Genomic DNA, 25,305 nt, shown 5'->3' on the forward strand with positions numbered 1-25,305 from the left:
GTACGGCCCCGACGCTCTGGTCGCCGGACGTTCACCTCCTCGTCGCGGACGGCGCCGACACGCCGTTCGAACACATGTTTGATCTCGGCCCTCTTTGGTGGGACAGTGCGGTCATGCCTCGCAGCCGCACGTCCGACGACTCCGCGAACCGCTCGGCGACCAAGGTGCACGAGCTTCCCGACGCTCCCGCCGACGCCACCGGGCTCACCCCGCGCCAGCAGCGCGTGCTGTCCACCATCAAGGACAGCATCGAGCAGCGCGGCTACCCGCCGAGCATGCGCGAGATCGGCGAGGCCGTCGGCCTCACCAGCACCTCGAGCGTCGCCCACCAGCTGCGGGTGCTCGAGCAGAAGGGCTTCCTCAAGCGCGACCCCAACCGGCCGCGGGCGCTCGAGGTCTTCCTGCCCGAGGTCATGGCCGCCCGGCGCTCGATCGGCTCGGCCGACGAGACCAGCTACGACGAGACCGGCATCGGCGACGTCGCCGTCCCCCCGGTCAACGTCCCGCTCCTGGGCCGGATCGCCGCCGGCGGACCCATCCTGGCCGAGGAGAACCTCGAGTCGGTGTTCCCGCTGCCGCAGCAGCTGGTCGGCGACGGCGCCCTGTTCCTCCTCGAGGTCTCCGGCGAGTCGATGATCGATGCCGCCATCTGCGACGGCGACTACGTCGTCGTCCGGCAGGAGCAGACGGCCGACAATGGCACCATCGTGGCCGCGATGATCGACGGCGAGGCCACGGTCAAGACCCTGCAGCGCAAGGACGGCAAGGTCTGGCTCCTGCCGCACAACCCGGCCTTCGAGCCCATCGACGGCACCCACGCCACCATCGTCGGCGTCGTCACGGCGGTGCTGCGCAAGCTCTAGGGCTCGATCAGCGCGGCGTCGAGCCCGGCGCGGTCCGGCGGCGACCCTGCTTCTCGAACAGGGCCATCGCCGGTGCGGCGAGCGAGGGCGCCAGGCTCGAGCCACGCATCAACCCGCCCCGCCAGGCCGGCACGGTGCGCAGCACGCGACGCGAGCCGAGCAGGCCGACGACGGCGTCCGCGATGTCCTCGGTGCCCAGCAGGCGTCCGCCCGACTGCACGAGGTGCCGTCCGCGGCCGTCGGCCATCGCCTCGACCATCGCGGTCGCGACGCCGTCGGGCAGCACCGCGTGCACGCCCACCCCCGACGGCGCCTCCAGCGCCGTCGACGAGGTGATCGAGACGACCGCGGCCTTGGTCGCGGCGTAGACTGACAGCCCGGGCACCGGGCCGAGGCCCGACAGCGACGCCACGTTGACCACCTGGCCGCCGCGCCCGGTCGCCTCGAACGCATCGAGCGCGGTCCGCATGCCCCACAGCACGCCGAGCACGTTGATCTCCACCAGCCCGCGCACCTGGTCGTCGGAGAGGTCGACCAGGTCGCCGTCGAAGCCGACGCCGGCGTTGTTCACCCACACGCCCAGCGGCGCGAGACCGGACGCCGCCGCGGCGACCTCGCGGTGCGCCGCCGGGTCGCGCACGTCCTGGACGACGCCGGTCGCGCCGATCTCCGAGGCCGTGGCCGCCACCGCGGCCGCGTCGACGTCGGTGACCACCACCCGGTGTCCGGTGGCCACGAGGCGCTCGGCGACGGCACGTCCGATGCCGCGCGCGGCGCCGGTGACGACGGCGCTGGTGGGCACGGACACGGTGGCGCTGCGGGACCCCATGCGGGCATGCTGCCGCACCGGGCCCGGCCGCGGGCGTAACCGTCGTCACAGTGCGGCGTTAGCCAGGCATGCGCCGTCCCGTTGCCGCGATCGCGACCAGCCTCCTGCTGCCGCTGCTGGTCGCCGTGCCCACCTCGCCCGCACCGGCGGCCCCCGCCGCCATCTCCGGCACCCCCGCCGCCGACCGGGCCGAGCCGGGCACCGCCGCGAAGCCGAAGCCACGCCGGCCGCGCTACGAGGCCCGCATCCGGTGGACGAAGCACGGCATCCCGCACATCACCGCGACGAACGTCGCCTCACTCGGCTTCGGCAGCGGCTACGCCGCGACCGAGGCCTCGGCCTGCACGTTGTTCGACACGATCGTCACCGGTCGCGGGCTCCGATCGCGGTGGTTCGGCCCGGGTGGCCGCTACGACGACCACGTGTCGATGAACGGCACCAACCTGCAGGTCGACACGCTCGTCACCGACCTGCGCAACCGGCGCGTCGTCGAGCGGCTGCTGGCGAGCGGGGCCGGCCCCGGTCGTGAGCCGCGTGCGCTGGTGCGCGGCTACGTCGCCGGCATCAACCGGTGGCTGCGCACCCGCAGGATCACCGACCCGGCGTGCCGAGGGGCGGGCTACCTGCGGCCCGACGTCACCACCCTCGACCTCTGGTACGGCGTCTACCTCGCGAACCTGCTCGCCTCGACCGGCGTGTTCGTCAAGGAGATCGCCGACGCCGACCCGCCGTCGCTCACCGAGCCCGGCCTGCCCGAGCTGCCGCTGCGGGCCTCGCAGGTCGACCGCGACGCGCTGCTGACGGCGCTCGGCAAGGACCCCGCCAGCCCGTTCGGCTCCAACGCCACGGCCGTCGGCGGAGCCGAGACCTCGACCCGGCGCGGCATGCTGCTCGGCAACCCGCACTTCCCGTGGCAGGGCCGCTACCGCTTCACCCAGCAGCACCTGACCATCCCGGGCCGCTACGACGTCGCCGGCGCCTCGCTCATCGGCTCGCCCGCCGTCAACATCGGCTGGAACTCCTCGGTCGCCTGGAGCCACACGGTCTCGACGGCCTACCGCTTCACGCCCTACGAGTACCGGCTGCTCGGCAGCCCGACCACCTACCTCACCGACGGCGGCCCGCGGCAGCTCGAGCACCGGTTCGTGACGATCAAGGTGAAGCGGCCCGACGGCTCCGTCGGCACCGTGCGGGAGGACCTCTGGCGCACCGACCAGGGCTACGTCGTCGACTCCCCGGCCACGCTGATGCCGTGGGGCGTGCTGAGCGTCTGGGCCATCCGCGACGCCAACGCCGAGCACCTGCGCACCATCGACACTTTCTGGGAGATGGGCAAGGCCTTGAGCGTCCGTGACCTCCTGCGCCGTCAGGACCGGGGCGGCGGCATGCCCTGGGTCAACACCACCGCCGCCGACCGGGCGGGCGACGTCCTCTACGCCGACCACTCCGTCGTCCCGCACGTGACCAACGCGATGAAGCGGCGGTGCCTGACGCCGGTCGGGCTCGTGCTCGACCAGGTCGCCGGACTGCCCGGTCTCGACGGCACCACCGCGTCCACGAGCTGCGCCTGGGGCCGCGACGCCGACGCGCAGCGTCCCGGCATCCTCGGGCCCCGCAACCTGCCCTCGACCGTGCGCCGCGACTGGGTGATGAACGCCAACGACTCGTACTGGCTGCCCAACCCGGCCCAGAGGCTCGAGGGTTTCTCGACGATCCTCGGCTGCGAGCGGTGCCAGCGCACGATGCGCACGCGCATGGTCAGCCAGTACGTCGTCGACCAGCTGAGGGGTGCTCGCCGGGAGACGCCGGCGTCCCTCGCCTCGCACCAGTACGCCAACCGGGTCCGCGCGGCCGAGGTGATGCGCGTCGGTGGCGACCTCGACCGGCTCTGCGCCGCCACGGGGGAGACCGAGGCCTGTGCCGTGCTGAGGCGGTGGGACGGTCGATCGGACACCACGTCCGTTGGAACCCACATCTTCGAGGAGTTCGTGAGCCGCGCCCCCGAGGACGCACTCTGGCGGGTGCCGTTCGACGCCGCCGACCCGCTCGGCACGCCGCGTGACCTCGACGAGACCAACCCCTCCGTCGTCGCCGCGATGCGCGCGGCCATCAGCTCCTTGCGCTCGCGCGGGGTCGCCTTCGACGCACCGTGGGGCTCGCTGCAGGTCGCGGGCGACCGTGGCGCCCCCGCCGTCCCGCTGGGCGGCGGGCTCGGCGACGCGGCCGGCAACGCCAACGCGCTCGCGTCCCGGACGCCGGTGCAGAACCGTCGGCGGTTCCGCCCGATCACCTACGGCTCGTCGCACATCCAGTCGATCGCGTTCGTGGGCCGGCGCGAGGTCTCGGCGCGCACCATCCTCACCTACAGCCAGGTCGAGAACCCCCGCTCGCGCTGGTCGTCCGACCAGACCCGGATGTTCGGCCGGGAGCAGTGGGTCAGCTTCCCCTGGACGGCGACGCAGGTCCGGCGCCAGCTCGTGCGGACCCAGCGCGTGCGCGGCTGAGGCCGGCGCGGTACCGGCGTGCGCGCCCGTCGGCCCCACCCCCCGGCGTGAACCGGAGGGCCGGGACCGGTTGCTAGACAGGGAGGACAGTCACTCCAGGAGGTCCTGCCATGTCGAAGCTCACCCTCGGTCTCGCCTTCGCGGCGGGCTACGTCGTCGGCGCCAAGGCCGGCCGCGAGCGCTACGAGCAGATCCGCAAGAGCGCCGCCAAGGTCGCGGAGAACCCGCGGGTCCAGTCCGCCACCGACGCCGCCAAGGAGAAGGCCGGTGAGGTCGCCGCCGTCGCCGCCGACGTCGCCCGGGAGAAGGCCGGCGAGGCCGTCGAGGCGGTCAAGGAGAAGGTGTCGAGCCAGCCCGAGCAGCCGGGTGGCCCCCTCAGCACCGCGCCCTGAGCGACCGCTCAGGCGGTCGGGCGGACGACGAGCACGACCCAGCCGTCACCCTCGCGGTGCAGCTCGACGGTGATGTCGGCCGGTGTGCCGTTGCCGGTCACGGCCACCGTCACGTCGGCGGTGTCGTCGACCACGGCCGCGCTGAGCACCCGGATGTCGGTGAAGACCGCTCCCGCGGGCCGGCCGGCCAGGCACGCGGCGAGGGGCGAGGGCACCACGGCGTCGGTGGCGACCAGGTCGCGGACCGGCGAGCAGTCGTCGTCGGCCACCGCTTGGATGACCGCGCGCGCGACGACGTCGGGCCCGATCGGCTCGGTGGTCGGCGCCGACGACGCGGACGACGCCGTCGACGAGGGGGGCCCGCCGTCGCGATCTGCGTCGTCGTCACCGCCGCCGACGAGCAGCGCGACCGTCGTGGCGACCAGCAGCACGGCGAGGCCGGCGAGCGCGACCGCCCGCCACCGACCGAACCACTGCCGACTCACGGGACACATCCTTGCGGGTCGGGCCGCGAGGATCGCGACCGACTCTCGGCGCGGGCGGAGGAACCCGGAGCCGCGGAGCGGCGTCAGCGTGCCGCGAGCTCGGAGAACGTCCACACGATGCGTGCGTGGAAGGTCTGCCCGGGCCGGAGCGTGGCGTCGGTCCAGTCGGGGTCGCCGACGTGGTGGGGACTGTCGGGGAAGAGCTGGGGCTCGAGCGCGACGCCGGCCCCACGACCGAGGCCCGGGGGACCGGACCCGTCGAACGTGCCGGCGGTGAAGACCTGGAGCCCGGGCTGGTCGGAGGCCACCGTCAGCCGCGTGCGGGTGGCCGGGCAGTCGAGCACGGCCACGTCGCGCAGTCCCGTGCCGTCGACGACGAAGTTGTGGTCGAGGTCGCGCAGCTCGCCGAGCCCGCGAGGCGTGCGGAGGTCGTACGCCGTGCCGGCGACCGGCTCGAGGCGTCCGGTGGGGATGCCGTCGGCGTCGGCGGGGGTGTAGCTCGCGGCGGGCACGGTGAGCAGGTGGTCGTCGATCGTCTCCCCGTCGCCGAGGTTGGCGTAGCCGTGATGGGTCATCGCGACGACGGTGGGGGCGTCGGTCGTCGCCTCGTAGGTGATGGCGAGTGCGTGCTCGCTCACCGCGACGTGCGCGGTCGCGACGACCTCGCCGGGGAAGCCGCGGTCGCCGTCCGGGCTGACCAGGCGGAGCGAGGCCGAGTGCGGGTCGTGGTGGACGACGACCCACTCCTGCTGGTCGAAGCCGTCCGGGCCGGCGTGCAGGCTGTGGCCGTGGTCGTGCGCCGCGACGACGACCTCGCGGCCGTCGAGCTCGAACCGGCCGCCGGCGATCCGGTTGGCGTAGCGGCCGATGGTGGCCCCGACGTAGCCCGGGGCGCCTCGGTAGTCGGTCGGCGAGGGGTGCCCGAGGACGACGTCGCGCCGCACGCCGTCGCCCCCGGTGACGACGAGGCTCTGCACGGTCGCGCCGAACGGGAGGAGCCGCACGACCGGGCCGGGCGCCGAGCCGAGGGTGACGACGTCGCTCATCGCGGCACGACCCGGACCGTCGCCCGCCGATCGGTGGCCCGCAGGGTCGTCGAGGTCGTCGGCACGACGACACCGTAGTCGCCCGCGGCGGTCGCCGCGCACGGGCGTAGGACGACGACAGCCGCCGGCCTGGAGGACCAGGACGGCGGCTGTATCGGTACGCCAGCAGGGACTCGAACCCCGAACCCGCTGATTAAGAGTCAGCTGCTCTACCATTGAGCTACTGGCGCATCGCGCGAACGCAAGAGGAGACGCTACCAGCGCCCGGCCCCGCCGTGAAATCGAGAATGCCTCGGCGCCGTCAGCGGGCCTCGAGCACGGCCTGCGCGGCGTTGTGGCCGCCGAGCCCCGACACCGCGCCGCCACGGCGCGCCCCCGAGCCGCACAGCAGGACGCCGTCGCGGTCGGTCTGCACGCCCCAGCGCTGGGCGGGCGTCTCGAGCCGGGCGCGGGACGACGCCCACGGCCAGTCGAGGTCGCCGTGGAAGATGTGGCCGCCGGGCATGGCGAGGTCGCGCTCGACGTCCTGCGGGATCTTCGCCTCGACGCAGGGGTTGCCGTCGGCGTCGCGGGCGATGCAGGAAGCGAGCGGCTCGACCAGGTGCTGGTCGAGCGAGGCGATGGCACGCTCGACGGCGAGGGCCTTGGCGCCCTCGGGATCGGCGTCGAACAGCGTGGCCGGCGTGTGCAGCCCGAAGTAGGTGAGGGTGTGCGTGCCCGCGGGCACGTCGCCGAGGATGCTCGGGTCGGTGAGCGAGTGGCAGTAGACCTCGCCCGGCATCGTGCCCGGCACGCGCCCATCGGCGGCGTCGGCGTGCGCGGCCTCGAGCTGTGAGTAGTCCTCGCCGAGGTGGAGCGTGCCGGCGAACGCCACGGCCGGATCGACGCCGGAGCGCAGCCGGGGGAGCCGGTCGAGGAGCAGGTTGATCTTGAGCTGCGCGCCGACGGGCTTGGTCTCGGGGTCGGCGTCGTCGCCGAGCAGGATGCGCAGCACCCACGGGGCCACGTTGGCCAGCACGGTGCCGGCCTCGACCGTGTGCCGCGACCCGTCGGACGACGTCCAGTCGACCTCGGCGGGGCCCCCACCGGCAGCGCCGGAGGGGTCGGAGCGGATGGCGCTCACGCCGGCCTCGGTGAGGATCTCGGCGCCGGCGGTCAGGGCGGCCTTCTCGAGCACCCCGGTGACCGAGCCCATGCCGCCGACCGGCACGCGCCACTCGCCCGTGCCGTTGCCGAGGAGGTGGTAGAGGAAGCACCGGTTCTGGGCGAGCGACGGGTCGTGCATCGAGGCGAACGTGCCGATGAGGCCGTCGGTGGCGACGACGCCGCGCACCGTGTCGTCGCGGAAGCGTCGCTCGACGGCCTCGCCGAGCGGGCGCTCGACGAGGTCGCGCCAGATGCCGGGGTCGATGCGGGCGCGCAGCTCGCGGTCGGTGGGCAGCGGCTGCAGCAGCGTCGGTGCGACGACGTGGGACAGCTCGGCCACGTCGGCGTAGAACTCGCGCCAGGCCTCGTACTCGTCGTCGGACCCGGTCAGCTCGGCGAACGAGGCCCGGGTGGCCTCGCGCTCGTGGCGCTCGACGAGCAGTCCACCGGCCCGGCCGTCGCGCAGCGTCGGGGTGAACGAGGCGTAGCGGCGAGAGGAGAGCGTGATGTCGAGCTGCAGGTCGGCCATGAGCGGCTCGGGCATCAGGGAGACCAGGTAGGAGTAGCGCGACAACCGGGTCGGCAGGCCGGCGAACGCCGTCGCCGACACGGCCGCGCCGCCGGTGTGGTCGAGCCGCTCGAGCACGAGCACCGACAGGCCCTCGCGGGCGAGGTAGGCAGCCGCGACGAGTCCGTTGTGCCCGCCGCCGACGACCACGACGTCGTAGCGGCTCTGGCTGCTGCCGGGGTTCATGGCATCGACCGTATCCACCGGCCTCGTCCCGCTCGCCGTGCCCCGCCGCACGCGTGGGTCAGAGGCCCGCCGGCGGGGGACGGAAGCCCCTCCAGCCGGTGCTCGCCGCGGGTCCGGACATGGGGACGGCGGGACCGGCGGCCCACTCGACGGTGGGACCGGCTGGCGGGGCTTCCTACGTCACGCGGGGGACGCGCGACCGTCCCAGCATCGTCATCGCCGCCGGTGCCGGGCATCCCCAATTGTGAGGAAGCCGCCTCGGGTTACCCCGCCGCGCCGCCCGCCCCGGTCCACGATGCGGTTCATCGGACGACCGGACGACCGGACGAAGGGGAGCAGGGTGCGCGCACGATCAGCAGGCAGGACCACGCGGGACGAGCGCGGCGGGCTCCGAGCCGACCACCTCGTGCTCCGCGCGCTGGTGGCCGCGGTCGTCGTCGGGGTCGTCTGCGGGCTGCTGGGCGCGTGGTGGGGCGGACGCCGCGACGAGGTCAGCTCGGCGACGGCGGTGATCCTGCTCAACCCGCTCCAGGGCAACCCGTTCAGTCCCGACGCCCGCGGCGACGACCTCGTCAACCTCGAGACCGAGGCCCAGCTCGTCACCTCCGACGCCGTGCTCGAGCGGCTCGACGAGGCGCTGCCCGGCGCGCCCGCCGTCTCCTCGACCCAGGTGTCGGTCTCGGTGCCCACCAACACCCAGCTGCTGTCCATCACCGTGACCGGGCCGACCGAGGACGAGGCGCTGCGGGCCACGCAGGAGCTCGCCACCGGCTACCTGTCGTTCCGGCGCTCGCGCACCGAGGGCGCCCTCGACGGGCAGCGCGAGAACATCGACGACCAGATCCAGCAGCAGACCGACGAGCGGGCGGCCCTGCTCGAGCGCTTCGACGCGCTGCCCCAGGGTGCCCAGGGCACCACCCTGCTCACCCAGCAGATCCTGGCCACGGTGACCCGGATCAGCGACCTGCGCTCGCAGCTGGGCGAGGTCGGGTCGGTCTCGCTCGACCCGGGCCAGGTCGTGACGCCGGCCCACCCGGACGCCGGCGGCCTGCTGCCGGCGGGACCGCTGGTGCCGGGTGCCGTCGGGGCCCTGCTCGGAGCAGCGCTGGGTGCGCTCGCGGCCATGCGTGCCGGTCGCGGACGCCGGGTGCGCGGCACGGCCGACCTGGTCGGCCTGGCCGCCCCGGTGTGGGGCACGGTGCCCGGGGACGTCGCGCGTCGTCCGCTCGCCGCTGCCCGCCTGCGCGCCGCCGTCCGCGCCGCCCACCCCGCCTCGCCGCTCGTGGTGCTCGCCTGTCACGACGGCGCGCGCGGCGCACTGCTGGTCGCTGCCCCGGCGCTGGCGCGCTCGCTGGCCGCCGCCCGGTGCCGCACGGTCATGGTCGAGGTCGCCGAGCCCGGTGAGCACGACGGTGGGCTCGGCGGCGACCGGGGCAGCGGCCTCGGCCGGGACCTCGGTGGCGACCTGGGTGGCGACCTCGGCTGGGACACCGTCGCCCCGGGGCTGGCCGACGTGCTCCGCGACGAGGTCCCGGTGGCTCGCGGGCTGCGGTGGTCGGGCGACCTCGGGCTCGTGCACCGGGGCCGCCGCCAGCACGACCTCGACGACCTCACCGCATCGTCGGCCATGGCGACGCTGCTGACCGGCCTGGTCACCCGTCGGACCGGCGACGCGGCGCCCGCGGAGGCCGTGGTGCTCCTCGCCGGCTCGCCGACGTCGCCACGGACCCAGGCCCTGGCCGCCCACGCCGACCTCGTCCTGCTCGAGGTCGCCAGCGGCGCCGCCGCCCTGCGCGGCGTCGAGCAGTCGCTGACCGACCTGACCGCGGCCGGCGCCGCGCGGGTCGGCATCGTCCTCGTCGGGCCGCCCGCCCGCACGCGCCAGGGCCGGCGCCGGCTCGTGGAGCTGCACCGGCGCGCCGTCCGGCCGTTCGGGCGCCTGGCCGGGCGCGCGCCGCGACCGGCGGCCGTGCCCGTCCTGAGCCGCACCGAGCGGCGGTGGAGCGCCGGTGAGTGAGCAGCACGCCGCCACCGACCAGCTGCGGCACGTCGCCCGGGGAGCCTCGCTCGGGCTCGCTGGGTCGGCGTTCGCGGCCGCCAGCGGCTTCGGGCTCGCCGTCGTGGTCACCCGCGGCCTGAACGCCGACGACGCCGGCCGCTTCTTCGCCGTCACCTCGGCGCTGGCGCTGCTGGTCGCGGCGTCGTCCTTCGGCACCGAGGCCGGGCTCGCCCGGTTCCTGCAGCGCCTCGCCGCCACCGGCGACCACCGCGACGTCGACCGGGCCCTGGCCTGGGCCGTCGCGCCGACGCTGACCGTGGCCACGGTCCTGGGCGCCGCTCTCGCGTGGCAGGCCGGGACGGTCGCCGGGTGGCTCGGCCTCGGCGACGCCGGGGTGCCGGCCCTGCGGTGGCTCGCGCTCGCGCTGCCCGCGGCGGTGGCCGCCGACGTGCTGCTCGCCTCGACCCGCGGGTTCGGCCGGATCGGACCGACGGTCGTGGTCGACCGCGTCGTGCGGTCGGGGGTGCAGGTCGCCGTCCCGCTCGTGGTGCTCGCGCTCGGCGGCGGGCTCCTCGGCGTGGTCGTCGGCTGGGCCGCCGCCTACGCCGTCTCGGCCTCGCTCGCCCTGCTCGTCGTTGCGCGGTCGCTGGCGACACGGTCGCCGGGCCGCGGGACCCCCACGCCGGGCACCGGCGGACGGGGAGTCGGCGCCCGGTTCTGGTCGTTCACGGCTCCGCGAGGCGTGGGGTCGCTGGCCCAGATGGGCATCCAGAAGAGCGACATCGTGCTCGTGGCGGTGCTGCTGCGCCCCGTCGACGCCGCGCTCTACGCCGCCGCGACCCGGTTCGTGCCGGTGGGCCAGATGGCGGTGCAGGCCCTGCAGCAGGTGCTGCAGCCGCGCTTCACCACGATCCTGCTCACCGACGACCACCGCACGCTGGCCGAGGTCTTCCGCGTCACCACGGCCTGGAGCGTGCTCCTGGCCTGGCCGCTCTACCTCGTCGTCGCGGCCGCGCCGGCGTCGTACCTCGCCCTCTTCGGCGATGGCTACGACGACGCCGTCCCGGTCGTGGTCGTCATGTGCGCGGCGATGCTGGTCGCGGTGGCCACCGGGCCGGTCGACACCCTGCTCCTGATGGCCGGTCGCAGCGGGCTGAGCATGGCCAACGCGCTCGCCGCCCTCGCCCTCGACCTCGGGCTGTGCCTGCTGCTCGTGCCGCGCTGGGGCATCACCGGCGCGGCGTGCGCCTGGGCCGTCGCCGTGGTGACGCGGTGCCTGCTGGCCACCTGGCAGGTGCGTGCCGAGCTGGGCGTCGCCCCCGGCCGGTACCTGGCCCGGGTCGCCCTGCTGCCGCTGGCCTGCTTCGTGCCGGTGCTGGCTCTCGGCACCCGGTCGCCCGGCCCGACGCTCCTCGTCTGGCTGCTCTCCGGCCTCGTCGCGACCCTCGCCTACCTCGCCTGCCTCGTCGGCCTCGTCGGGCGCCGCGACGACCTCCACCTCGACCTCGTGCTGCCGCGACGACGTCCGGCGCCGACCCCTACCACCACCGCCACGACCTGCTCGACACCCACCACTCCGGACCAGCCGGAACCACCTGAGGAGAGTGACCCCGCATGCGGACTCGCGACGTCGTACGCACCGTCGGCGACCACCTGAGCCCCACCGCCACCCGCCACGCCCGCGCGATGGCGCTGACGTGGGGACGGGCGACCCGGGCCGCCCGGATGAGCCCCTCGATCGTGGTGATCGGCGCGCAGCGCTGCGGCACGACCACGATGTTCCGGCTCCTGGAGGCCCATCCCGACCTCGTCCGACCGACCCTGAGCAAGGGCACCGGGTACTTCGACGACGAGCACGGTCGCGGACCCGACTGGTACGCCGGGCACTTCCCGCTGCGCCGTCCTGCCCCCGGACGGAGCGAGACCGCGCGCGCCACGTTCGAGTGCAGCGGCTACTACCTCTTCCACCCGCTCGCCGCGCGCCGCATCGCCGCCGAGCTGCCGGACGCCCACGTCGTCGTCCTCGTGCGCGACCCCGTCGCCCGCGCCGTCTCGGCCCACCGGCACGAGGTCGCCCGCGGCTTCGAGCACCTCGACCTCGACGACGCCCTCGCCGCCGAGAGCACCCGGACGGCGGGGGAGGCCGACCGGCTCGAGCACGAGCCCGGCTACCGCAGCTTCGCGCACCGCCACCACGCCTACCTCGGGCGCGGCGGGTACGCCCACCAGGTCCGCCGCTTCCACGACGCGCTCGGGCCCGACCGCGTGCACGTGCTCGACGCCGACGACTTCTTCGCCGACCCCCGCCGTCGCTTCCTCGAGCTCCAGCGCGACCTCGGCCTGACCGCGTGGGCACCACCGCGCGTCGACGCCTGGAACGCCCGCCCCGGCCCGCCGCTGGACGACGCCCGCCACCGACGGCTCGCCGAGCACTTCGAGCCGCACGACGCCGAGCTGGCCGACCTGCTCGGCTGGACGCCGTCCTGGCGCCGGGTCGGAGCGCACTCGTGATCGGCGTGCCGGCCGGGACCCGGCTGCGGATCCGTCGGGCGCGACGTCGAGGCGCCGGCGCCGTCCGGCGGGGCATGGTGACCGGGACCCGCTACGCGCGTCAGGTCCCGATCCCCGACCCCGTGCGCACCCGGATCGCCGACCCGCTGGTGTGGGAGCGCGACACCCGTCTCGTGCCGGTCTCCGCCCTGCTGCTCGGCGGCCAGAACGGCTCCACCGGGGCCGAGTTCGCCCACGCGACCGGCGACCTGACGTGGACCTCGACCCGCGTGGCCGACGGGCCTCACGCCGCCCTGCTGCGCGAGGACGCCGCCCGCGGCCCGCTCGACGACGCCACCCTGCTGGCCAGCGACTACGCCGCGATGGCGCGCCGCAGCATCGAGGTCGCCGGGCACTACTTCGGCGCGCGCGACGACGCCGGGATCCTGCGCGCGGCGCGCTCGTTCCTGCGCCCGGGCTCGGTGGAGGCCCTGCACGCCATGGCGCGCAGCGCGCCCGGCGCGCCGGTGCTCGTGACGCCGGTGGCCGGTTCGCACTGCTTCCAGGTCGTCGACGGGCACCACCGCGTCGCCCGGCTCGCCGTCGCCGGCGTCGAGCAGGTCGAGGTGCGCGTGCGCCGCCGTCCGGTCACCACGCCGTTGCAGGACGTGCTGGACCGGATGTCGTGGATCGGGGGCGAGCGCGAGCTCTATCAGCCGATCGACGCCCCCGAGTTGGCGACGTCGTGGACCACCGTGCGCCGCTGCACCGACCGGTTCGAGGCGATGACCGCCGTCCTCGACGAGCTCGGGATCACCGCGGGGACCTACCTCGACGTGGCCAGCTGCTACGGCTGGTTCCTGGCCGTGATGGCCGACGCCGGCCACGACGTGCGGGGCATCGAGCGCGACCCGCTCGCGCCCGGCCTGGGCGCTGCGGTCTACGGCCTCGACCCTGCCCGGGTCGCGACCGGCGACGCCGTCGACCTCCTGCGCGCGCCGCAGGAGCCCGCCGACGTCGTCAGCTGCTTCAGCCTGCTGCACCACTTCGCGCTCGGTCGGGCCTCGGTCGACGCGCCCACCCTGGCCCGGCTGCTCGACCGGGTCACCGGCCGGGTGCTGTTCCTCGACACCGGCCAGGCGCACGAGGCGTGGTTCGCCGACTCGCTGCCCGAGTGGGACACCGCCTACGTGCACGACTTCCTCGAGCAGCACACCACGTTCGACCGGGTCATCGACCTCGGTCCCGACGGCGACGCCGTGCCGCCCTACGCCGACAACTACGGGCGACACCTGTTCGCCTGCGTGCGAGACCCCCGGTGACCCGCCGTCCCCGGCCCGCCGGCGAGGGACCCGACGCACTGCTGGCCACCGCGCGCTCGCTGTGGCCCGGGGCCACGGTCAGCGCCGGCGGTCGCGGCCGGGCGCCGGACGCCGGCCGGGCGCAGCTGTTCGCGGCGGTGCCCGACCTCGCCCACGCCCGGCTGCTGGTGCCGCTCGGCTCGCCGGCCGCCGCGGGCGCGGCGGTGTGCCGGCTCAGCGCGGCGAGCGGCCACCGCGAGGTGGTCACCCGGCTCGCCGCCGACGCCGCCACCCGGCTCACCCGGGGCCGGGTGCTGCGCGACCGCGTCGTCGTCCACCCGGTGCCGGACGCCGACGCCCTGGCCGACCACCTCGCGAGGCGCCTGGGTGGCCCGGTCACCTTCGCTCTCGGCGTCGGCCCGGCGCGGGTCAACCGCAAGCCGGTGCTGCAGGTCTTCGACGAGCGCGGTCACGTCGCGGCGTTCGTCAAGCTCGGCGACTCCGCGCAGGCCCGGGCCGACGTCGGGGCCGAGGCCGCGGCGCTGCGGCGCCTGCACGAGCACCGCTTCGAGCGGCTCGTCGTGCCGCGCGTGCTCGACGTCTCGGAGTGGAACGGGATGCTCGTGCTCGCGATGTCGGCCCTGCGGCCGCGACCGCCGGTGCGGCACCGCACGGGCCCGCCGCTGCCGGCGATGCGCGAGCTGGCCCGGGTGCTGCAACGGCCGCCGTCCCGGCTGGCCGAGCTGACCTGGTGGCGCCACCTGCACGCGACCATCGAGGGGGTCCCCGACGAGGCGCTGCGCACCACGCTGCGTCACGGGTGGGACGCCGCCACCGAGCGCCACGGCCACCGCGTGGTCGGGGTCGGGGCCTGGCACGGCGACTGGACGCCGTGGAACATGGCGCACGCGCGGTCGCGCACGCTCGTGTGGGACTGGGAGCGCTTCGAGGAGGGCGTGCCACTGGGCCTCGACGCCACGCACTTCGAGGTGCAGGCCGCGGTGCGGGCGCACGGCCTCGACCCGGCGGTGGTCGGCGGCGTCGTCGACCGCCTCGCCGGCGCGTCGCCGTACGCCGCGCTGCTCGCCGACGTCTACCTGCTGACGATCGGGGCCCGCTACGCCTCGCTCCTGGGCGCCGAGCTCGGCGACGACGTCGCGCCGTCGGCGCGGGTGATGGCGGCCGCGCTGGCCGCCCGGCTTGACGTGCGGAAGATCAGCGCGTGACGGGCCGCGGCCCGCGCCGCACCAGGTGCGTGAAGAGCCGCTGCTTGCCGGGCTCGCTGAGGTCCCACGAGGCGATGCTGTTGTAGGGGGTGTCGAAGTAGGTGAAGGCGATGCCGCCGGCCTTGCGCACCTCGCGGTAGGTGGTGCGCAACCAGTGCGGACGACGGCGCGCGGCGTCGTCGGTCCACCCGAACTCCGCGATGCCCCAGGCGACGCCCTGCGAGCGCGCCCAGCGCTGCAGGGGCCGGTAGAACTGGCAGGCCATGCAGGGCCACCGGGTGTCGTAGCGGCCGTTCTTGGTCACGCCGTACTCGTTGTAGAGGTCGAAGCCGGCGATGTCGATCTTCACGCCCCGCGGCCAGATCCGGTCGAAGCGGTAGGCACGGTCGCCGTAGAGCTGGTTCCAGCCGGTGAGGATCACCGAGTAGGCCACGTTGGGGGCGGCGCGGCGCACGAGCGGCGCGAGCCGCTCCTGCATCGCGCGCCAGTCGGCGAGGTCGCCGTCGCCCTCGGGCTCGTGGTGGAACGCGACCCAGACCGGGCCGTCGACGCGCGAGAGCCGGTGGGCCAGGTCGAGGGCCCAGGCGTCGCCCCGCCCGGCGGCCATGTCGGCCCACGACATCGGCAGCTTGAAGCTGATCCACGGGATCCGTCCGTGGGCGGTGTCGGAGCGTGCCGTGCGCACGGCCGAGTCGACCTGGGTGCCGGTCCAGTAGGTGCGCCGGACGCCGAGCCGGCGTCCGGCCGGGCCCTCGAGCTGCACCGGCTCGGTGTTGGCGCCGTGGGCCGCGCCGACCAGCGGACGGCAGCCCTGTGGGACGCGTCCGGTCACGACGCAGGTCGACCCCGGGCCGGTCGGGACCTTGGCCACGGCCGGGTCTGCCGGCGTCCCGCCCGAGGCCGCGGGCGCGACCCGTGCCACGCCGAGCGCCAGGCCCGAGCCGCTCAGCGCCAGCAGCACGACGAGCACCAGGGCGAGTCGTGGGCGCGGCCCTCGCAGCAGGGAGACGACGAGCGCGGTCAGACGAGGGGCGAGCGGCATGGGGGGCTCCGTCGGGCCGTGAGGGGGTGACGCCCGGGGGTGGCGGCTCGACGGAACGTAGCGACGTAGCCGATCGGGTCGACGTCGCGCGTACCCCATTTCGGGTATGTCTCAGATCCCGCGCCCGCGCCGGTTGAGCAGGTCGAGGACCCGGTCGGCGCTCACCATGCGGGTCGCGACGGCCGCGGCGAGGTAGGCGCGCGGCTCGGTGGGCGAGCCGCGCAGCGCACGGCCGATCGCGGCCGCCGAGCCGTGCGGTCCGAGGGCGGCGGTGGCGAACGCCTGCTGGCCCCGCAGCCGGCCGAGGGCGTGCCGGTCGGCCCGGAAGACGGGGTGCTTGTCGATCAGGTAGTCGAGCGCGTCGACGATCGTCTGCCACTGCCGGGTGAACTGCGACGAGCCCCACCGGACGTCGACCAGGGCCGCGGGCACGACACCGACCGGTCCGGCGGCCACCGCCCGCAGCATCCAGTCGTAGTCCTCGCCGTAGCTGCCCGGGATGTCCTCGTCGAACGGGCCGATGTCGCCGACCAGGGCGGAGCGGCGCACGAGCACCGTCGACGGGTGGGCGGCCATGACGCGGTGGCGGGCCAGGGTCTCGGCCGTGAGCTCGTCGGGGTGCGGCACCCGCTCGACGACCCGGTCGCGGTAGTGGATGGTCACGCCGGTCACGACCGTGCGCGACCCGTCCTGCTCGAGCCGGGCCACCTGGCGCGTGACCTTGTCGGTCCGCCAGACGTCGTCGTCGTCGCAGAAGGCGACGTAGGGGGCCGAGCCCGCGCCGACACCGGTGTTGCGCGAGCCGGCCAGGCCCGGCGTCCGGGTGTTGCACAGCACCTGCACCGGCCGGTGCGGGTCCTGGCTGACCAACGAGCGGTCCGGCTCGGTGCCGTCGTGGACGACGAGGCAGCGCACGGTGCCCGGGTGGTCCTGGGCGGCCACCGCGGCGATCGCCTCGCGCACCATCTCGGGGCGGTGCCGGGTCGCGATGACGACGTCGACGTCGGGGTCGACGGCGCGGTGCGGGTGCGGCTCGGTCATGGTCGGCTCCTCGGGATGGTCGGGCGTCGTAGGTCGGGGTCGGTGGGGCGGCGCCGCAGCCACAGGACGCCGGCGAGCAGGCCGAGTGCGGCGCCGGAGGCGATCGGCACGACCGGCTGCGAGCCGACCGCGACGGCCGGCTCCTGGCGGATGACGCGGCCGATCGTCGGTCGTCCGACGCGCAGGTGGGCGATCGCGGTGGTGAGGTCGCGCTCGAGGTCGTCGTTGCCGGCCTCGGGGGCGATCGAGCGCAGCTGCTCGCGCAAGCCGCGCAGCGTCTCGTCGCGCCGGTTCTCGAGGTACTCCCGGCGCACGTCGAGGTAGGCGTCGGCCACGGCCGTCGCCGCGCGCTGTGACGACGACGAGGTGGCCGAGCGCACGGTGACGTCGAGCACCTGCGAGCTCGGGGGAGCGGTCACGGTGACGCCGGCCCGCAGCTGCTCGGTCGTGCTCCCCGAGGCGCGGGAGGCCCGGGTCAGCGCGGCCTGCGAGGTCAGCAGGGCCGCCTCGGTGTCGACGGTGATCTCGCGTGGCGGTGCTGCGCCGTCGAGGCGTCGTCCGTCGGCGGTGGTGCCCGTGTCGAGGTAGACCGGCGCGGGGGTGATGAGCACCGAGACCCGGCTGGCGAAGTCGGTGGTCCGCTCCGCCCGGGCGACGACGAGGCCGCCGCCGACGCCGACCGCCGCGGGGAGCAGCAGCGCGAGCGCCACGGTCGCGCGACGTCGTGCCGGACGCCGCGCCGGCTCGTGGGCGGGCCGCTGCTGCCGCGCGACGAGCCCGACGGCGATCATCACCAGGTAGAGCGGCATGCCGAGGGTGTCGTAGATCGGCAGCTGCAGCACGAAGAAGGCGAGCACGGCCGTCGCGACGGCCTCGCCCGGCGTCCGGCAGCGCCAGGAGCGGGCCAGGGCGCGGGCCAGGAACCCGAGGAACAGGGCCAGGCCGACCCAGCCCTGCGAGAACACCACCAGCCACAGCTGGCCCTGGGTGCCGAGCGGCGGCACGCCGCAGGCGGGGCACTGCGGCGTGGCCGCGCCCGTGATCGAGGCGAAGCTGCCCTGGACGTCGCGCGTCGTGCCGAAGCCGAGAACCGGTGAGCCGTGGGTGACCGAGTCGACCGTCGCCTCGAGGAGCTGGCCCCGGCGGTCGTTGCTGTGCTGGTGGTCGAGCCGGTCCTGGTAGAGCGCGCCGAGCGGGCTGGCCAGCAGCAGCAGGACCGCGAGCACGACCGAGACGACGACGGCGGCGAACGTGGCGCGGCTGCCGCGGCGCAGGGCCAGCACGACGAGGCCGACGACGCCGAGGGCGACCGAGGCCCACAGGCCGCGGTTGAGGGAGTAGACGACGGGCACCGCGGCGAGCACCAGCACCACGAGCCCCGCCGCACGCACCCGGGGTCGGCTCTCGCGCAGCGCCGCGACGAAGAACACCAGGGTGATGGACAGGCAGCTGCCCCAGGTGTTGGTGAAGGGGAACGGTGCCTTCGGCCGCGTCTCCGGGCGCCCGAGCAGGGTCTGGACGTCGGCCGCCTGCGGGTGCACGAGGGAGAGCACGAACTCGTTGGCGCGGATGCTGCGGGGCAGGAGGAGCTCGGTCGCCGACCGGAGCTCGAACGCGGGCGCGAACAGGCCGAGGTAGCCGCCGGCGACGCACACCACGAACAGCGAGCCCAGCAGCGCGCGGACCCTGCGGTCGGAGATCGCTTGCGGGAGGTTGGCCACCCACAGCAGCACGACCCCGCTGGCGGCGTACCAGCACCACCGGAAGCCGAACACCAGCAACCGGGAGGGCCCGCCGCCGGGGACGGCGTCCGGGGCGTCGACCCACAGCATCGTCGCGCCGATGGCCACCCAGACCAGGAAGAGCAACCACCACGTGGTGCCGGCCGGGAGGTGGAGCCGACCCAGCCGGTGCTGCCGCCGCAGCTGCACGACCATCGGGACGGCGAGCGCCAGCGGCAGCAGCGAGTCGACCCCGAGCAGCCACCACACCGGGTAGCCGAGCAGCAGCACGAGCAGTGGCCAGTCGGCCGGCCACGGACGACGTGCGGCGCCGACCGGTGGTGGTGACGCCGTCGTCGTCGCCACCGGATCGGGGGCCAGCACGGGCATGGTCCCAGCCAACCCGCTGGCGCGGGCCACGCCGTCATCAAATCGGGGTATCTCGTCCCCGTGCGGGCCGGCCGGGGCGTCCGCGGATCCTACGGTTCCCACCACGAGCCGTGAGGCTGTTCTCCGAGCCGTTCTGGTGGTCCCCGCATGCGTCCTTCATCCCCGGCCCGGGTCGTGGCCGTCCTCCTCGCTGTCGTCGCCGCACTCATCGGCACCTCGGCCACCGTCGTGCCGGCCCGCGCCGCCGACACCGACCAACCCGCCGGCCGCCTCGTCTCCGACGTCGCGGCCCCGAACACCCCGCACGTGCTCGACGGGCGGGTCTACTCCGTCGTCCAGGTCGGCGGCACGATCATCCTCGGTGGCACCTTCACCCGGGTCCGCAACGACAACGAGACGACCGAGCAGACGCGCAACGGTCTCGTCGCCTTCGACGCCGTGACCGGGCGGATCAACCCCGCGTTCGCGCCGAACCCCAACGGGGGCGTGCGCGTCGTGCTGCCCAGCGGCGACGGCACCTCGGTCTACGTCGGTGGCTCGTTCACCTCGATCGCGGGCGCGAGCCGCCAACGGGTCGCCCGGGTCCGGGTCTCGGACGGCGCCCTGATCAGCACCTTCAACGTCGGGGCGGTGACCGGTGAGGTCAAGGACCTCTCGCTGCGCAACGGCCGGCTCTGGCTCGGCGGTGCCTTCACCCACGTCGGCGGTGTCTCGCACCCGGCCCTCGCGACGGTCAACCCGACCACCGGCGCCGTCACGCCCTACATGTCGCTGCCGATCGCCGGCTACCACAACGAGGGCGCCACGCAGGTGCTCAAGATGGACCTGACCCCCGACGGGTCGCGGCTGGTGGCCATCGGCAACTTCGACACCCTGGCCGGGGTCACCAACCACCAGCTGCTCGTGCTCGACCTGACCGGCGCGAGCGCCGCGCCCAGCGGCTTCCGCTCCTCGTTCTACACCTCGCCCTGCGCGGGGGTCTTCGACTCCTACATGCGCGACGTCGACATCTCGCCCGACGGCCGGTGGTTCGTCGTCGGCACCACCGGTGCCTACGGCGGCCCGGACGCCGCCTGCGACAGCGTCGCGCGGTTCGAGCTCGACGCCGGCACCGACGCCCAGCCGTCGTGGGTCGACTACACCGGCGGCGACACGACCTACGCCGTCGAGGCCACGCCGGGCGTGGTCTACGTCGGCGGGCACCAGCGCTGGTGGAACAACCCCTACGCCGGCGACCAGGCCGGTCCCGGCGCGATCTCGCGCGAGGGCATCGCCGCGCTCGACCCGGTCAACGGCCTGCCGCTGACCTGGAACCCGGGGCGGGCCAAGGGGGTCGGCGTCTTCGACTTCCTGCTCACCGACCAGGGGCTGTGGGTCGCCTCCGACACCGACCGCATCGGCAACTTCCAGCTCAAGAGCCGTATCGCCCGGTTCAACACGCAGGGCGCCGCGTTCCCGGCCGTTCGCACGCCCACGCTGCCCGACGACGTCTTCGTGGGCGGGCCCGTGGGTGCCGCCACCGCCCCGGGCGTGCTCTACCGCGTCAACGCCGGTGGGCCGCAGCTGGCGGCCGCCAGCGGGCCGGACTGGGCGGCCGACACCGACGCCGCCCCGTCCCCGCTGCACAACGCCTGCTGCAACCGGGCCGGCTGGTCGCCGGTCGGCGCCGTCGACGCGACCGTGCCCGCCGGGACGCCGTCCGCCCTGTTCGACAGCGAGCTGTGGGACCCGTGGGGCGACCCCGAGCAGGCCTGGGCGTTCCCGGTCCCGGCCGGGACGCCGCTCGAGGTGCGCCTCTACTTCGCCAACCGCTGCGACTGCACCGCCGGTCCCGGCCAGCGCGTCTTCGACGTCGACATCGACGGCACGCGGGTCCTCCCGCAGCTCGACCTGGTCTCCCAGGTCGGCCACGGGGTCGGCACGATGCGCTCGTTCCCGATCACCAGCGACGGCTCCGTCGACATCGCGCTCGGCCACGTGGTCGAGAACCCGCTCCTGAACGGGATCGAGATCATTCGCACCGACGCCGCCGCGCCTGCGCCGGCTGACGGGCTGCGCCGTCGTGGCTTCGACGGGACGACGACCGGTCCGACCACGCAGGCTCCCGCGGGTGGCATCGACTGGTCGCAGACCCGCGGTGCCTTCATGGTCAACGGCAACCTCTACCTCGCCCAGGCCGACGGCACGCTGACGCGACGCACCTTCGACGGCGCGACCTACGGGGCGCCGTCCGCGGTCAACACCTCGGACGCCATCGTGCCGCTGGCCGACTGGGCAGACGACATCCGCAACAGCACAGGGATGTTCTTCGACCGCGGCCGTGTCTACTTCACGCGAGCGGGCTCCAACGACCTGTACTACCGCTACTTCTCCCCGCAGAGCGGCGCGGTCGGCGCCAAGCGCCTCGTGGCCTCGGGCAGCGTCGCCGGGATCGCCTTCAGCTCGGTGCGCGGCATGTTCGTGACGCCGACCCAGCTCTACTGGGCCGAGGCCGACGGCAGCCTGCACCGCATCGGCTGGTCGCAGTCGGGAGCGTCGGGTGCACCGGTCCCCGGTTCGTCGGACACCGTGTCCGGTCCAGGCATCGACGGTGCCGACTGGTCGGCCCACTCCCTCTTCGCCTACCAGGGCGCCGACGGTCAGGGGGTCAGCGTCACGGCGGGCTTCACCAGCTCGTGCGCCGGCACCGCGTGCTCCTTCGACGCCTCGTCCAGCACCTCGACCGGCAGCGCCATCGCCTCCTACGCCTGGGACTTCGGCGACGGCACGAGCGGCACGGGCGCCCAGCCCCAGCACACCTACCCCGGACCGGGCACCTACTCGGTCGTGCTCGAGGCACGCACCGCGACCGGTGCGACCTCGACGGCGTCCCACACCGTCACGGTCACCGAGGCCGCCCAGCTGCTCACCCACGTCGGCAGCGCGTCGGCCGGGACCAACTCCTCGACGCAACGGGTCACCGTGCCTGCCGGCGTGGCCCCCGGTGACCGCCTGCTGCTCCACCTGACGCTGAACGACGACACGGTGACGCCGACCGGCCCTGCCGGGTGGACGCTGCTCGACTCGGCGGGCGCGTCGGGCGTGCTCGGCCGGAGCTGGACCAAGGTCGCCACCGCGGCCGACGCCGGCTCGACCGTGTCGGTCGCCACGTCGGCGATCGCCAAGGGCGTCCTGGCGGTCTCGGCCTACCGCTCCGCCTCCGGCTCGACGGTCGTCGGCGCCCACGCGGCGAGCCTCGACCTCACGACCGGGACCACCCACACCGCGCCGTCGGTGACGGTCGCGGGCGCCTCGAGCTGGGTGGTGACCTCCTGGACCTCGAAGTCCTCGGTCGACACCACCCTGACGGGCCCGGCCTCCGTCGTGCCGCGCACCTCCTTCAGCGGGTCGGGCGGCGGCCGGCTGGTCGCCCTCGTCGCCGACTCGGGCGCCGCCCGGCCGGCGGGGACCGTCGCGGGCGAGACGGCGACCACCGACTCCGCCGCGGGCCGCAGCGTCATGTTCACGACGGTGCTCAGCCCGGGATGAGCACTCGACGGCGACGAGGGGCGTGGATCGTGGCCACGCCCCTCGTCGGCCGGACGCGCAGTCTGACCGACCGAGCCACCGGGAGCCCACGATGAGTGTCGCCGGGGCCGGCGTGCCGCGCCGGACCGGGGCGGAGGGCGGGCGTCGTGCCCGCGTCGTCCTGCTGTCCGAGCAGCGGCTCGTCGGCGATGCCGTCCGCACCGCACTGACCAGCCGCTACCTCGACGTGATCGCCGTCGACTGGCCCGACGGACGTCGTCCGAGCCCGGTCGTGCGGCGCGCACTGGCCGCGCTGCGCCCGCGCGCCGGCATCGTCTTCGGCGACCTCGAGGACCCCCAGCACCGCGCGAGCGCGCGGATGCTCGTGGCGACGGTGCCGCTGCGCTGGGTGCTCGTGGTGAGCCACCACGACGACGCCTCCTGGGGCGACCTCGTGGCCGAGGGCGCCACGCTGCTGCCGACCTCGATCTCGCTGGACGACCTGTCGGTCAGCCTGGCGCACCTGATGGCCGGGGCGGACCTGATGCCGCCGCGCCAGCGCGAGCAGATGGTCCGGGAGTGGCGCGCCCGTCAGCAGCAGGCCGACCACCTGGCCGCCCGGCTCGCCCGGCTCACGCCGCGCGAGGCGGAGGTGCTCGACCAGCTGGCCCGCGGGCTGTCGGTCAAGGAGATCGCGTTCGGCAACGGGGTCTCGGAGGCCACGGTGCGCACCCAGGTCAAGGCCGTGCTGCGCAAGCTCGAGGTCCAGTCCCAGCTGGCCGCCGTCGCCCTCGTGCGGGGCTGGTGACGGCCGGACCTCTCGTCCGCCGGGCACAGCCATGCAGGGGTCGTGCAAGACGCAGGGGCCACACAGACGCACCGAACGCCCACCGGCCCCAGGCCCGTGGGCGTTCGTTGTTCGTGGGACATCATGTCCGGCGGATCACGAAGGCACGAGGGGCGCGACCGTGGGCACCGGCGACACGTCGGTCCCGGAAGACGCAACGACGAACGGCCCGACCGCCGGTGGCCGGCGGTCGGGCCTGTCAAGAGCTCGACGATCGGTGGAGACCGCGTCAGTAGGCGCCGCGGTGGCCGACGACGGCCTGCAGGGTGCGGACGATGATGACGGCGTCGAGGACGAGCGACCAGTTGTCGACGTAGCGCAGGTCGAGCCGGACGGTCTCGTCCCAGGGCAGGTCGGAGCGCCCGGAGACCTGCCACAGACCGGTCATGCCGGGCCGCACGGCCAGGCGGCGCAGGGTGTCGCCGTCGTAGCCGAGCACCTCGTCGGGCAGGGGCGGACGCGGGCCCACGAGCGACATCTCGCCGCGGGCGACGTTGACCAGCTGGGGCAGCTCGTCGACCGAGTAGCGCCGCAGGATGCGGCCGATGCGGGTCACGCGCGGGTCGGCGCGGACCTTGAACAGCGGACCGGAGCCGTCGTGCTCGGTCAGGCCGGCCCGTCGGTCCTCGGCGTCCACGCCCATGGTGCGAAGCTTGAGCATCGTGAACGGCTCGCCGTCCTTGCCGATGCGCACCTGACGGAAGATCGCGGGGCCGGGTGACTCGAGCCGGATCGCGAGTGCGACGACGGCGAGCAGCGGGCTCACGAGGAGCAGGGCGAGGGCGGCCGCCGGTCGCTCCCACAGCTGCTTGAGGAGACGACGCCCGCCCGTGAGCTCGGCGTGACGCACGTGGACGAGGTCGAGGCCCCCGGCCCGCATCGTGCGGGCCCGGGAACGGTCGACGTCGATCAACCCGGACCCCACCACCAGGTGGACGCCGGCCGCCTCGAGCTGCCAGCCGAGGCGGCGCAGGGTCAACGGGTCGAAGTGGTGGCACGGCAGCACGATCGCGACCTCGGCGCCGTGGGCCTCGACGGCCGAGACGAGCAGGTCGAAGCCGCGCACGGCCGGCACGTCGAAGGCGTGCTTGGCCGTGGCGGGCACGCACACCGCGGCGACGTCGATCGAGCGCCGTCGGTCGCTGCCCAGCTCGGAGACGACGCGGGCGACGTCGCGGGCGTGGCCGGCGACGACGGCGGTCGTCGACCTGGTGCGCGACGACCGGCCCGGTCGTCGCGATGCGAGGTGGCTGCGCTGCGCGATCGCCACCGCGGAGACCGCGGCGGCGAGGAGCAGCAGCGGCAGGGGGGCCGGGGCGTCGGGCACCAGGCCGGGGACCACGGCGGGAGCGAGGGCGAGCACGGCGACGAGCGCCGTCGAGGCCCGCAGCACGCGGCGCGTCCCGCCGCTGCCTCCCGGCAGCGGCCCCGGGGCGTTGCACCGCGCCCCGGAGAGCAGCAGCACCCACACCACCGCCACGAGCGCGTGCTCGAGCGGCGAGGGCGCCACGGTCGGCCACGACGCCAGGAGCAGGGCGGACAGGACGCCGGCCGCCGTCAGGTCGACGAGGGTCCGCGTGAGCGGGCGCGCCGAGGGGGGCCGGGCGAGCGGGGTGCGCGCGGCCGCCGGCAGCGTGACCGACGGCGGGAGCGGGGCGGGCAGGGTGCGGGTCAGCACCGACCGGCGCGGGACGGTCGTCGGGGTGGTGGTGGCCATCGACG

At 75.1% G+C, this 25,305-nt stretch carries 18 protein-coding genes and 1 tRNA gene; 10 read left to right on the forward strand and 9 right to left on the reverse strand.

What is annotated here, in order from left to right:
• Positions 1 to 113: 113 nt before the first annotated feature.
• Positions 114 to 863: a transcriptional repressor LexA gene (gene lexA / locus ABFT23_RS21685; RefSeq protein WP_347899034.1), complete on the forward strand. Its 750-nt coding sequence runs from the start codon at positions 114 to 116 to the stop codon at positions 861 to 863.
• A 7-nt stretch (positions 864 to 870) separates the two neighbouring features.
• Here lexA and ABFT23_RS21690 read toward each other — a convergent pair whose 3' ends face one another.
• On the reverse strand, positions 871 to 1,692 hold the full coding sequence (locus tag ABFT23_RS21690) for an SDR family oxidoreductase (protein WP_347899036.1): 822 nt from the start codon (positions 1,690 to 1,692) through the stop codon (positions 871 to 873).
• A gap of 68 nt (positions 1,693 to 1,760) precedes the next feature.
• Between ABFT23_RS21690 and ABFT23_RS21695 the strand changes: the two genes are divergently transcribed.
• A complete protein-coding gene (locus ABFT23_RS21695; protein WP_347899038.1) occupies positions 1,761 to 4,196 on the forward strand; it encodes a penicillin acylase family protein in 2,436 nt (811 codons plus the stop codon).
• A 110-nt stretch (positions 4,197 to 4,306) separates the two neighbouring features.
• Positions 4,307 to 4,588: a hypothetical protein gene (locus ABFT23_RS21700; RefSeq protein ID WP_347899040.1), complete on the forward strand. Its 282-nt coding sequence runs from the start codon at positions 4,307 to 4,309 to the stop codon at positions 4,586 to 4,588.
• An 8-nt stretch (positions 4,589 to 4,596) separates the two neighbouring features.
• Here ABFT23_RS21700 and ABFT23_RS21705 read toward each other — a convergent pair whose 3' ends face one another.
• The 4 genes from ABFT23_RS21705 to ABFT23_RS21720 all read right to left on the reverse strand — a co-directional run bounded on the left by ABFT23_RS21705 (position 4,597) and on the right by ABFT23_RS21720 (position 8,019).
• Positions 4,597 to 5,073: a hypothetical protein gene (locus ABFT23_RS21705; protein WP_347899042.1), complete on the reverse strand. Its 477-nt coding sequence runs from the start codon at positions 5,071 to 5,073 to the stop codon at positions 4,597 to 4,599.
• An 83-nt stretch (positions 5,074 to 5,156) separates the two neighbouring features.
• Entirely contained in the window at positions 5,157 to 6,119 is a 963-nt protein-coding gene (locus tag ABFT23_RS21710; protein WP_347899044.1) for an aldose epimerase family protein, read from the reverse strand.
• A 158-nt stretch (positions 6,120 to 6,277) separates the two neighbouring features.
• A tRNA-Lys gene (locus ABFT23_RS21715) sits at positions 6,278 to 6,349 on the reverse strand.
• 71 nt (positions 6,350 to 6,420) lie between these two features.
• The gene (locus ABFT23_RS21720; protein WP_347899046.1) at positions 6,421 to 8,019 is read right to left on the reverse strand and encodes a phytoene desaturase family protein; all 1,599 of its coding nucleotides are present in this window, start codon (positions 8,017 to 8,019) and stop codon (positions 6,421 to 6,423) included.
• A gap of 340 nt (positions 8,020 to 8,359) precedes the next feature.
• Between ABFT23_RS21720 and ABFT23_RS21725 the strand changes: the two genes are divergently transcribed.
• Genes ABFT23_RS21725 through ABFT23_RS21745 form a run of 5 tightly spaced genes read left to right on the forward strand, consistent with a single transcriptional unit; the run spans position 8,360 to position 15,035 of the window.
• The gene (locus ABFT23_RS21725; RefSeq protein ID WP_347899048.1) at positions 8,360 to 10,036 is read left to right on the forward strand and encodes a hypothetical protein; all 1,677 of its coding nucleotides are present in this window, start codon (positions 8,360 to 8,362) and stop codon (positions 10,034 to 10,036) included.
• Positions 10,029 to 11,675: a lipopolysaccharide biosynthesis protein gene (locus ABFT23_RS21730; RefSeq protein ID WP_347899050.1), complete on the forward strand. Its 1,647-nt coding sequence runs from the start codon at positions 10,029 to 10,031 to the stop codon at positions 11,673 to 11,675. The genes ABFT23_RS21725 and ABFT23_RS21730 overlap by 8 nt, the downstream gene beginning before the upstream one ends.
• Positions 11,633 to 12,529: a sulfotransferase family protein gene (locus ABFT23_RS21735; RefSeq protein WP_347899052.1), complete on the forward strand. Its 897-nt coding sequence runs from the start codon at positions 11,633 to 11,635 to the stop codon at positions 12,527 to 12,529. The genes ABFT23_RS21730 and ABFT23_RS21735 overlap by 43 nt, the downstream gene beginning before the upstream one ends.
• Positions 12,526 to 13,830, forward strand: coding sequence for a class I SAM-dependent methyltransferase (locus ABFT23_RS21740; RefSeq protein WP_347899054.1), 1,305 nt, complete (start codon positions 12,526 to 12,528; stop codon positions 13,828 to 13,830). Before ABFT23_RS21735 ends, ABFT23_RS21740 begins: the two co-directional genes overlap by 4 nt.
• On the forward strand, positions 13,827 to 15,035 hold the full coding sequence (locus tag ABFT23_RS21745) for a hypothetical protein (protein WP_347899056.1): 1,209 nt from the start codon (positions 13,827 to 13,829) through the stop codon (positions 15,033 to 15,035). Before ABFT23_RS21740 ends, ABFT23_RS21745 begins: the two co-directional genes overlap by 4 nt.
• On the opposite strand, the gene ABFT23_RS21750 is transcribed toward ABFT23_RS21745, so the two are convergent.
• The 3 genes from ABFT23_RS21750 to ABFT23_RS21760 all read right to left on the reverse strand — a co-directional run bounded on the left by ABFT23_RS21750 (position 15,025) and on the right by ABFT23_RS21760 (position 19,229).
• A complete protein-coding gene (locus ABFT23_RS21750) occupies positions 15,025 to 16,077 on the reverse strand; it encodes a hypothetical protein (protein WP_347899058.1) in 1,053 nt (350 codons plus the stop codon). The genes ABFT23_RS21745 and ABFT23_RS21750 overlap by 11 nt on opposite strands.
• A gap of 111 nt (positions 16,078 to 16,188) precedes the next feature.
• The gene (locus tag ABFT23_RS21755) at positions 16,189 to 17,118 is read right to left on the reverse strand and encodes a glycosyltransferase family 2 protein (protein WP_347899060.1); all 930 of its coding nucleotides are present in this window, start codon (positions 17,116 to 17,118) and stop codon (positions 16,189 to 16,191) included.
• On the reverse strand, positions 17,115 to 19,229 hold the full coding sequence (locus ABFT23_RS21760; protein WP_347899062.1) for a hypothetical protein: 2,115 nt from the start codon (positions 19,227 to 19,229) through the stop codon (positions 17,115 to 17,117). Before ABFT23_RS21760 ends, ABFT23_RS21755 begins: the two co-directional genes overlap by 4 nt.
• A gap of 147 nt (positions 19,230 to 19,376) precedes the next feature.
• Between ABFT23_RS21760 and ABFT23_RS21765 the strand changes: the two genes are divergently transcribed.
• Together ABFT23_RS21765 and ABFT23_RS21770 are read left to right on the forward strand one after the other, a co-directional pair.
• Complete coding sequence (locus ABFT23_RS21765; RefSeq protein ID WP_347899064.1) at positions 19,377 to 22,757, forward strand: PKD domain-containing protein; 3,381 nt, start codon at positions 19,377 to 19,379, stop codon at positions 22,755 to 22,757.
• A gap of 91 nt (positions 22,758 to 22,848) precedes the next feature.
• Positions 22,849 to 23,544, forward strand: coding sequence for a LuxR C-terminal-related transcriptional regulator (locus ABFT23_RS21770; protein ID WP_347899065.1), 696 nt, complete (start codon positions 22,849 to 22,851; stop codon positions 23,542 to 23,544).
• A 268-nt stretch (positions 23,545 to 23,812) separates the two neighbouring features.
• Here ABFT23_RS21770 and ABFT23_RS21775 read toward each other — a convergent pair whose 3' ends face one another.
• Positions 23,813 to 25,300: an exopolysaccharide biosynthesis polyprenyl glycosylphosphotransferase gene (locus ABFT23_RS21775; RefSeq protein WP_347899067.1), complete on the reverse strand. Its 1,488-nt coding sequence runs from the start codon at positions 25,298 to 25,300 to the stop codon at positions 23,813 to 23,815.
• Between the last annotated feature and the right edge of the window lie 5 nt (positions 25,301 to 25,305).

The sequence above is a fragment of the Nocardioides secundeburneus genome (assembly GCF_039939255.1).
Taxonomy (GTDB): Bacteria; Actinomycetota; Actinomycetes; order Propionibacteriales; family Nocardioidaceae; genus Nocardioides.

Excerpts from the sequence above, each read along its gene's own strand:
- ABFT23_RS21770 (WP_347899065.1), top strand. The coding sequence starts at position 22,849 with ATGAGTGTCGCCGGGGCCGGCGTGCCGCGCCGGACCGGGGCGGAGGGC.
- ABFT23_RS21735 (WP_347899052.1), top strand. The coding sequence starts at position 11,633 with ATGCGGACTCGCGACGTCGTACGCACCGTCGGCGACCACCTGAGCCCC.
- ABFT23_RS21765 (WP_347899064.1), top strand. The coding sequence starts at position 19,377 with ATGCGTCCTTCATCCCCGGCCCGGGTCGTGGCCGTCCTCCTCGCTGTC.
- ABFT23_RS21710 (WP_347899044.1), bottom strand. The coding sequence starts at position 6,119 with ATGAGCGACGTCGTCACCCTCGGCTCGGCGCCCGGCCCGGTCGTGCGG.
- ABFT23_RS21750 (WP_347899058.1), bottom strand. The coding sequence starts at position 16,077 with ATGCCGCTCGCCCCTCGTCTGACCGCGCTCGTCGTCTCCCTGCTGCGA.
- ABFT23_RS21755 (WP_347899060.1), bottom strand. The coding sequence starts at position 17,118 with ATGACCGAGCCGCACCCGCACCGCGCCGTCGACCCCGACGTCGACGTC.
- ABFT23_RS21775 (WP_347899067.1), bottom strand. The coding sequence starts at position 25,300 with ATGGCCACCACCACCCCGACGACCGTCCCGCGCCGGTCGGTGCTGACC.
- ABFT23_RS21720 (WP_347899046.1), bottom strand. The coding sequence starts at position 8,019 with ATGAACCCCGGCAGCAGCCAGAGCCGCTACGACGTCGTGGTCGTCGGC.
- ABFT23_RS21760 (WP_347899062.1), bottom strand. The coding sequence starts at position 19,229 with ATGCCCGTGCTGGCCCCCGATCCGGTGGCGACGACGACGGCGTCACCA.
- lexA (WP_347899034.1), top strand. The coding sequence starts at position 114 with ATGCCTCGCAGCCGCACGTCCGACGACTCCGCGAACCGCTCGGCGACC.
- ABFT23_RS21700 (WP_347899040.1), top strand. The coding sequence starts at position 4,307 with ATGTCGAAGCTCACCCTCGGTCTCGCCTTCGCGGCGGGCTACGTCGTC.
- ABFT23_RS21690 (WP_347899036.1), bottom strand. The coding sequence starts at position 1,692 with ATGGGGTCCCGCAGCGCCACCGTGTCCGTGCCCACCAGCGCCGTCGTC.
- ABFT23_RS21695 (WP_347899038.1), top strand. The coding sequence starts at position 1,761 with ATGCGCCGTCCCGTTGCCGCGATCGCGACCAGCCTCCTGCTGCCGCTG.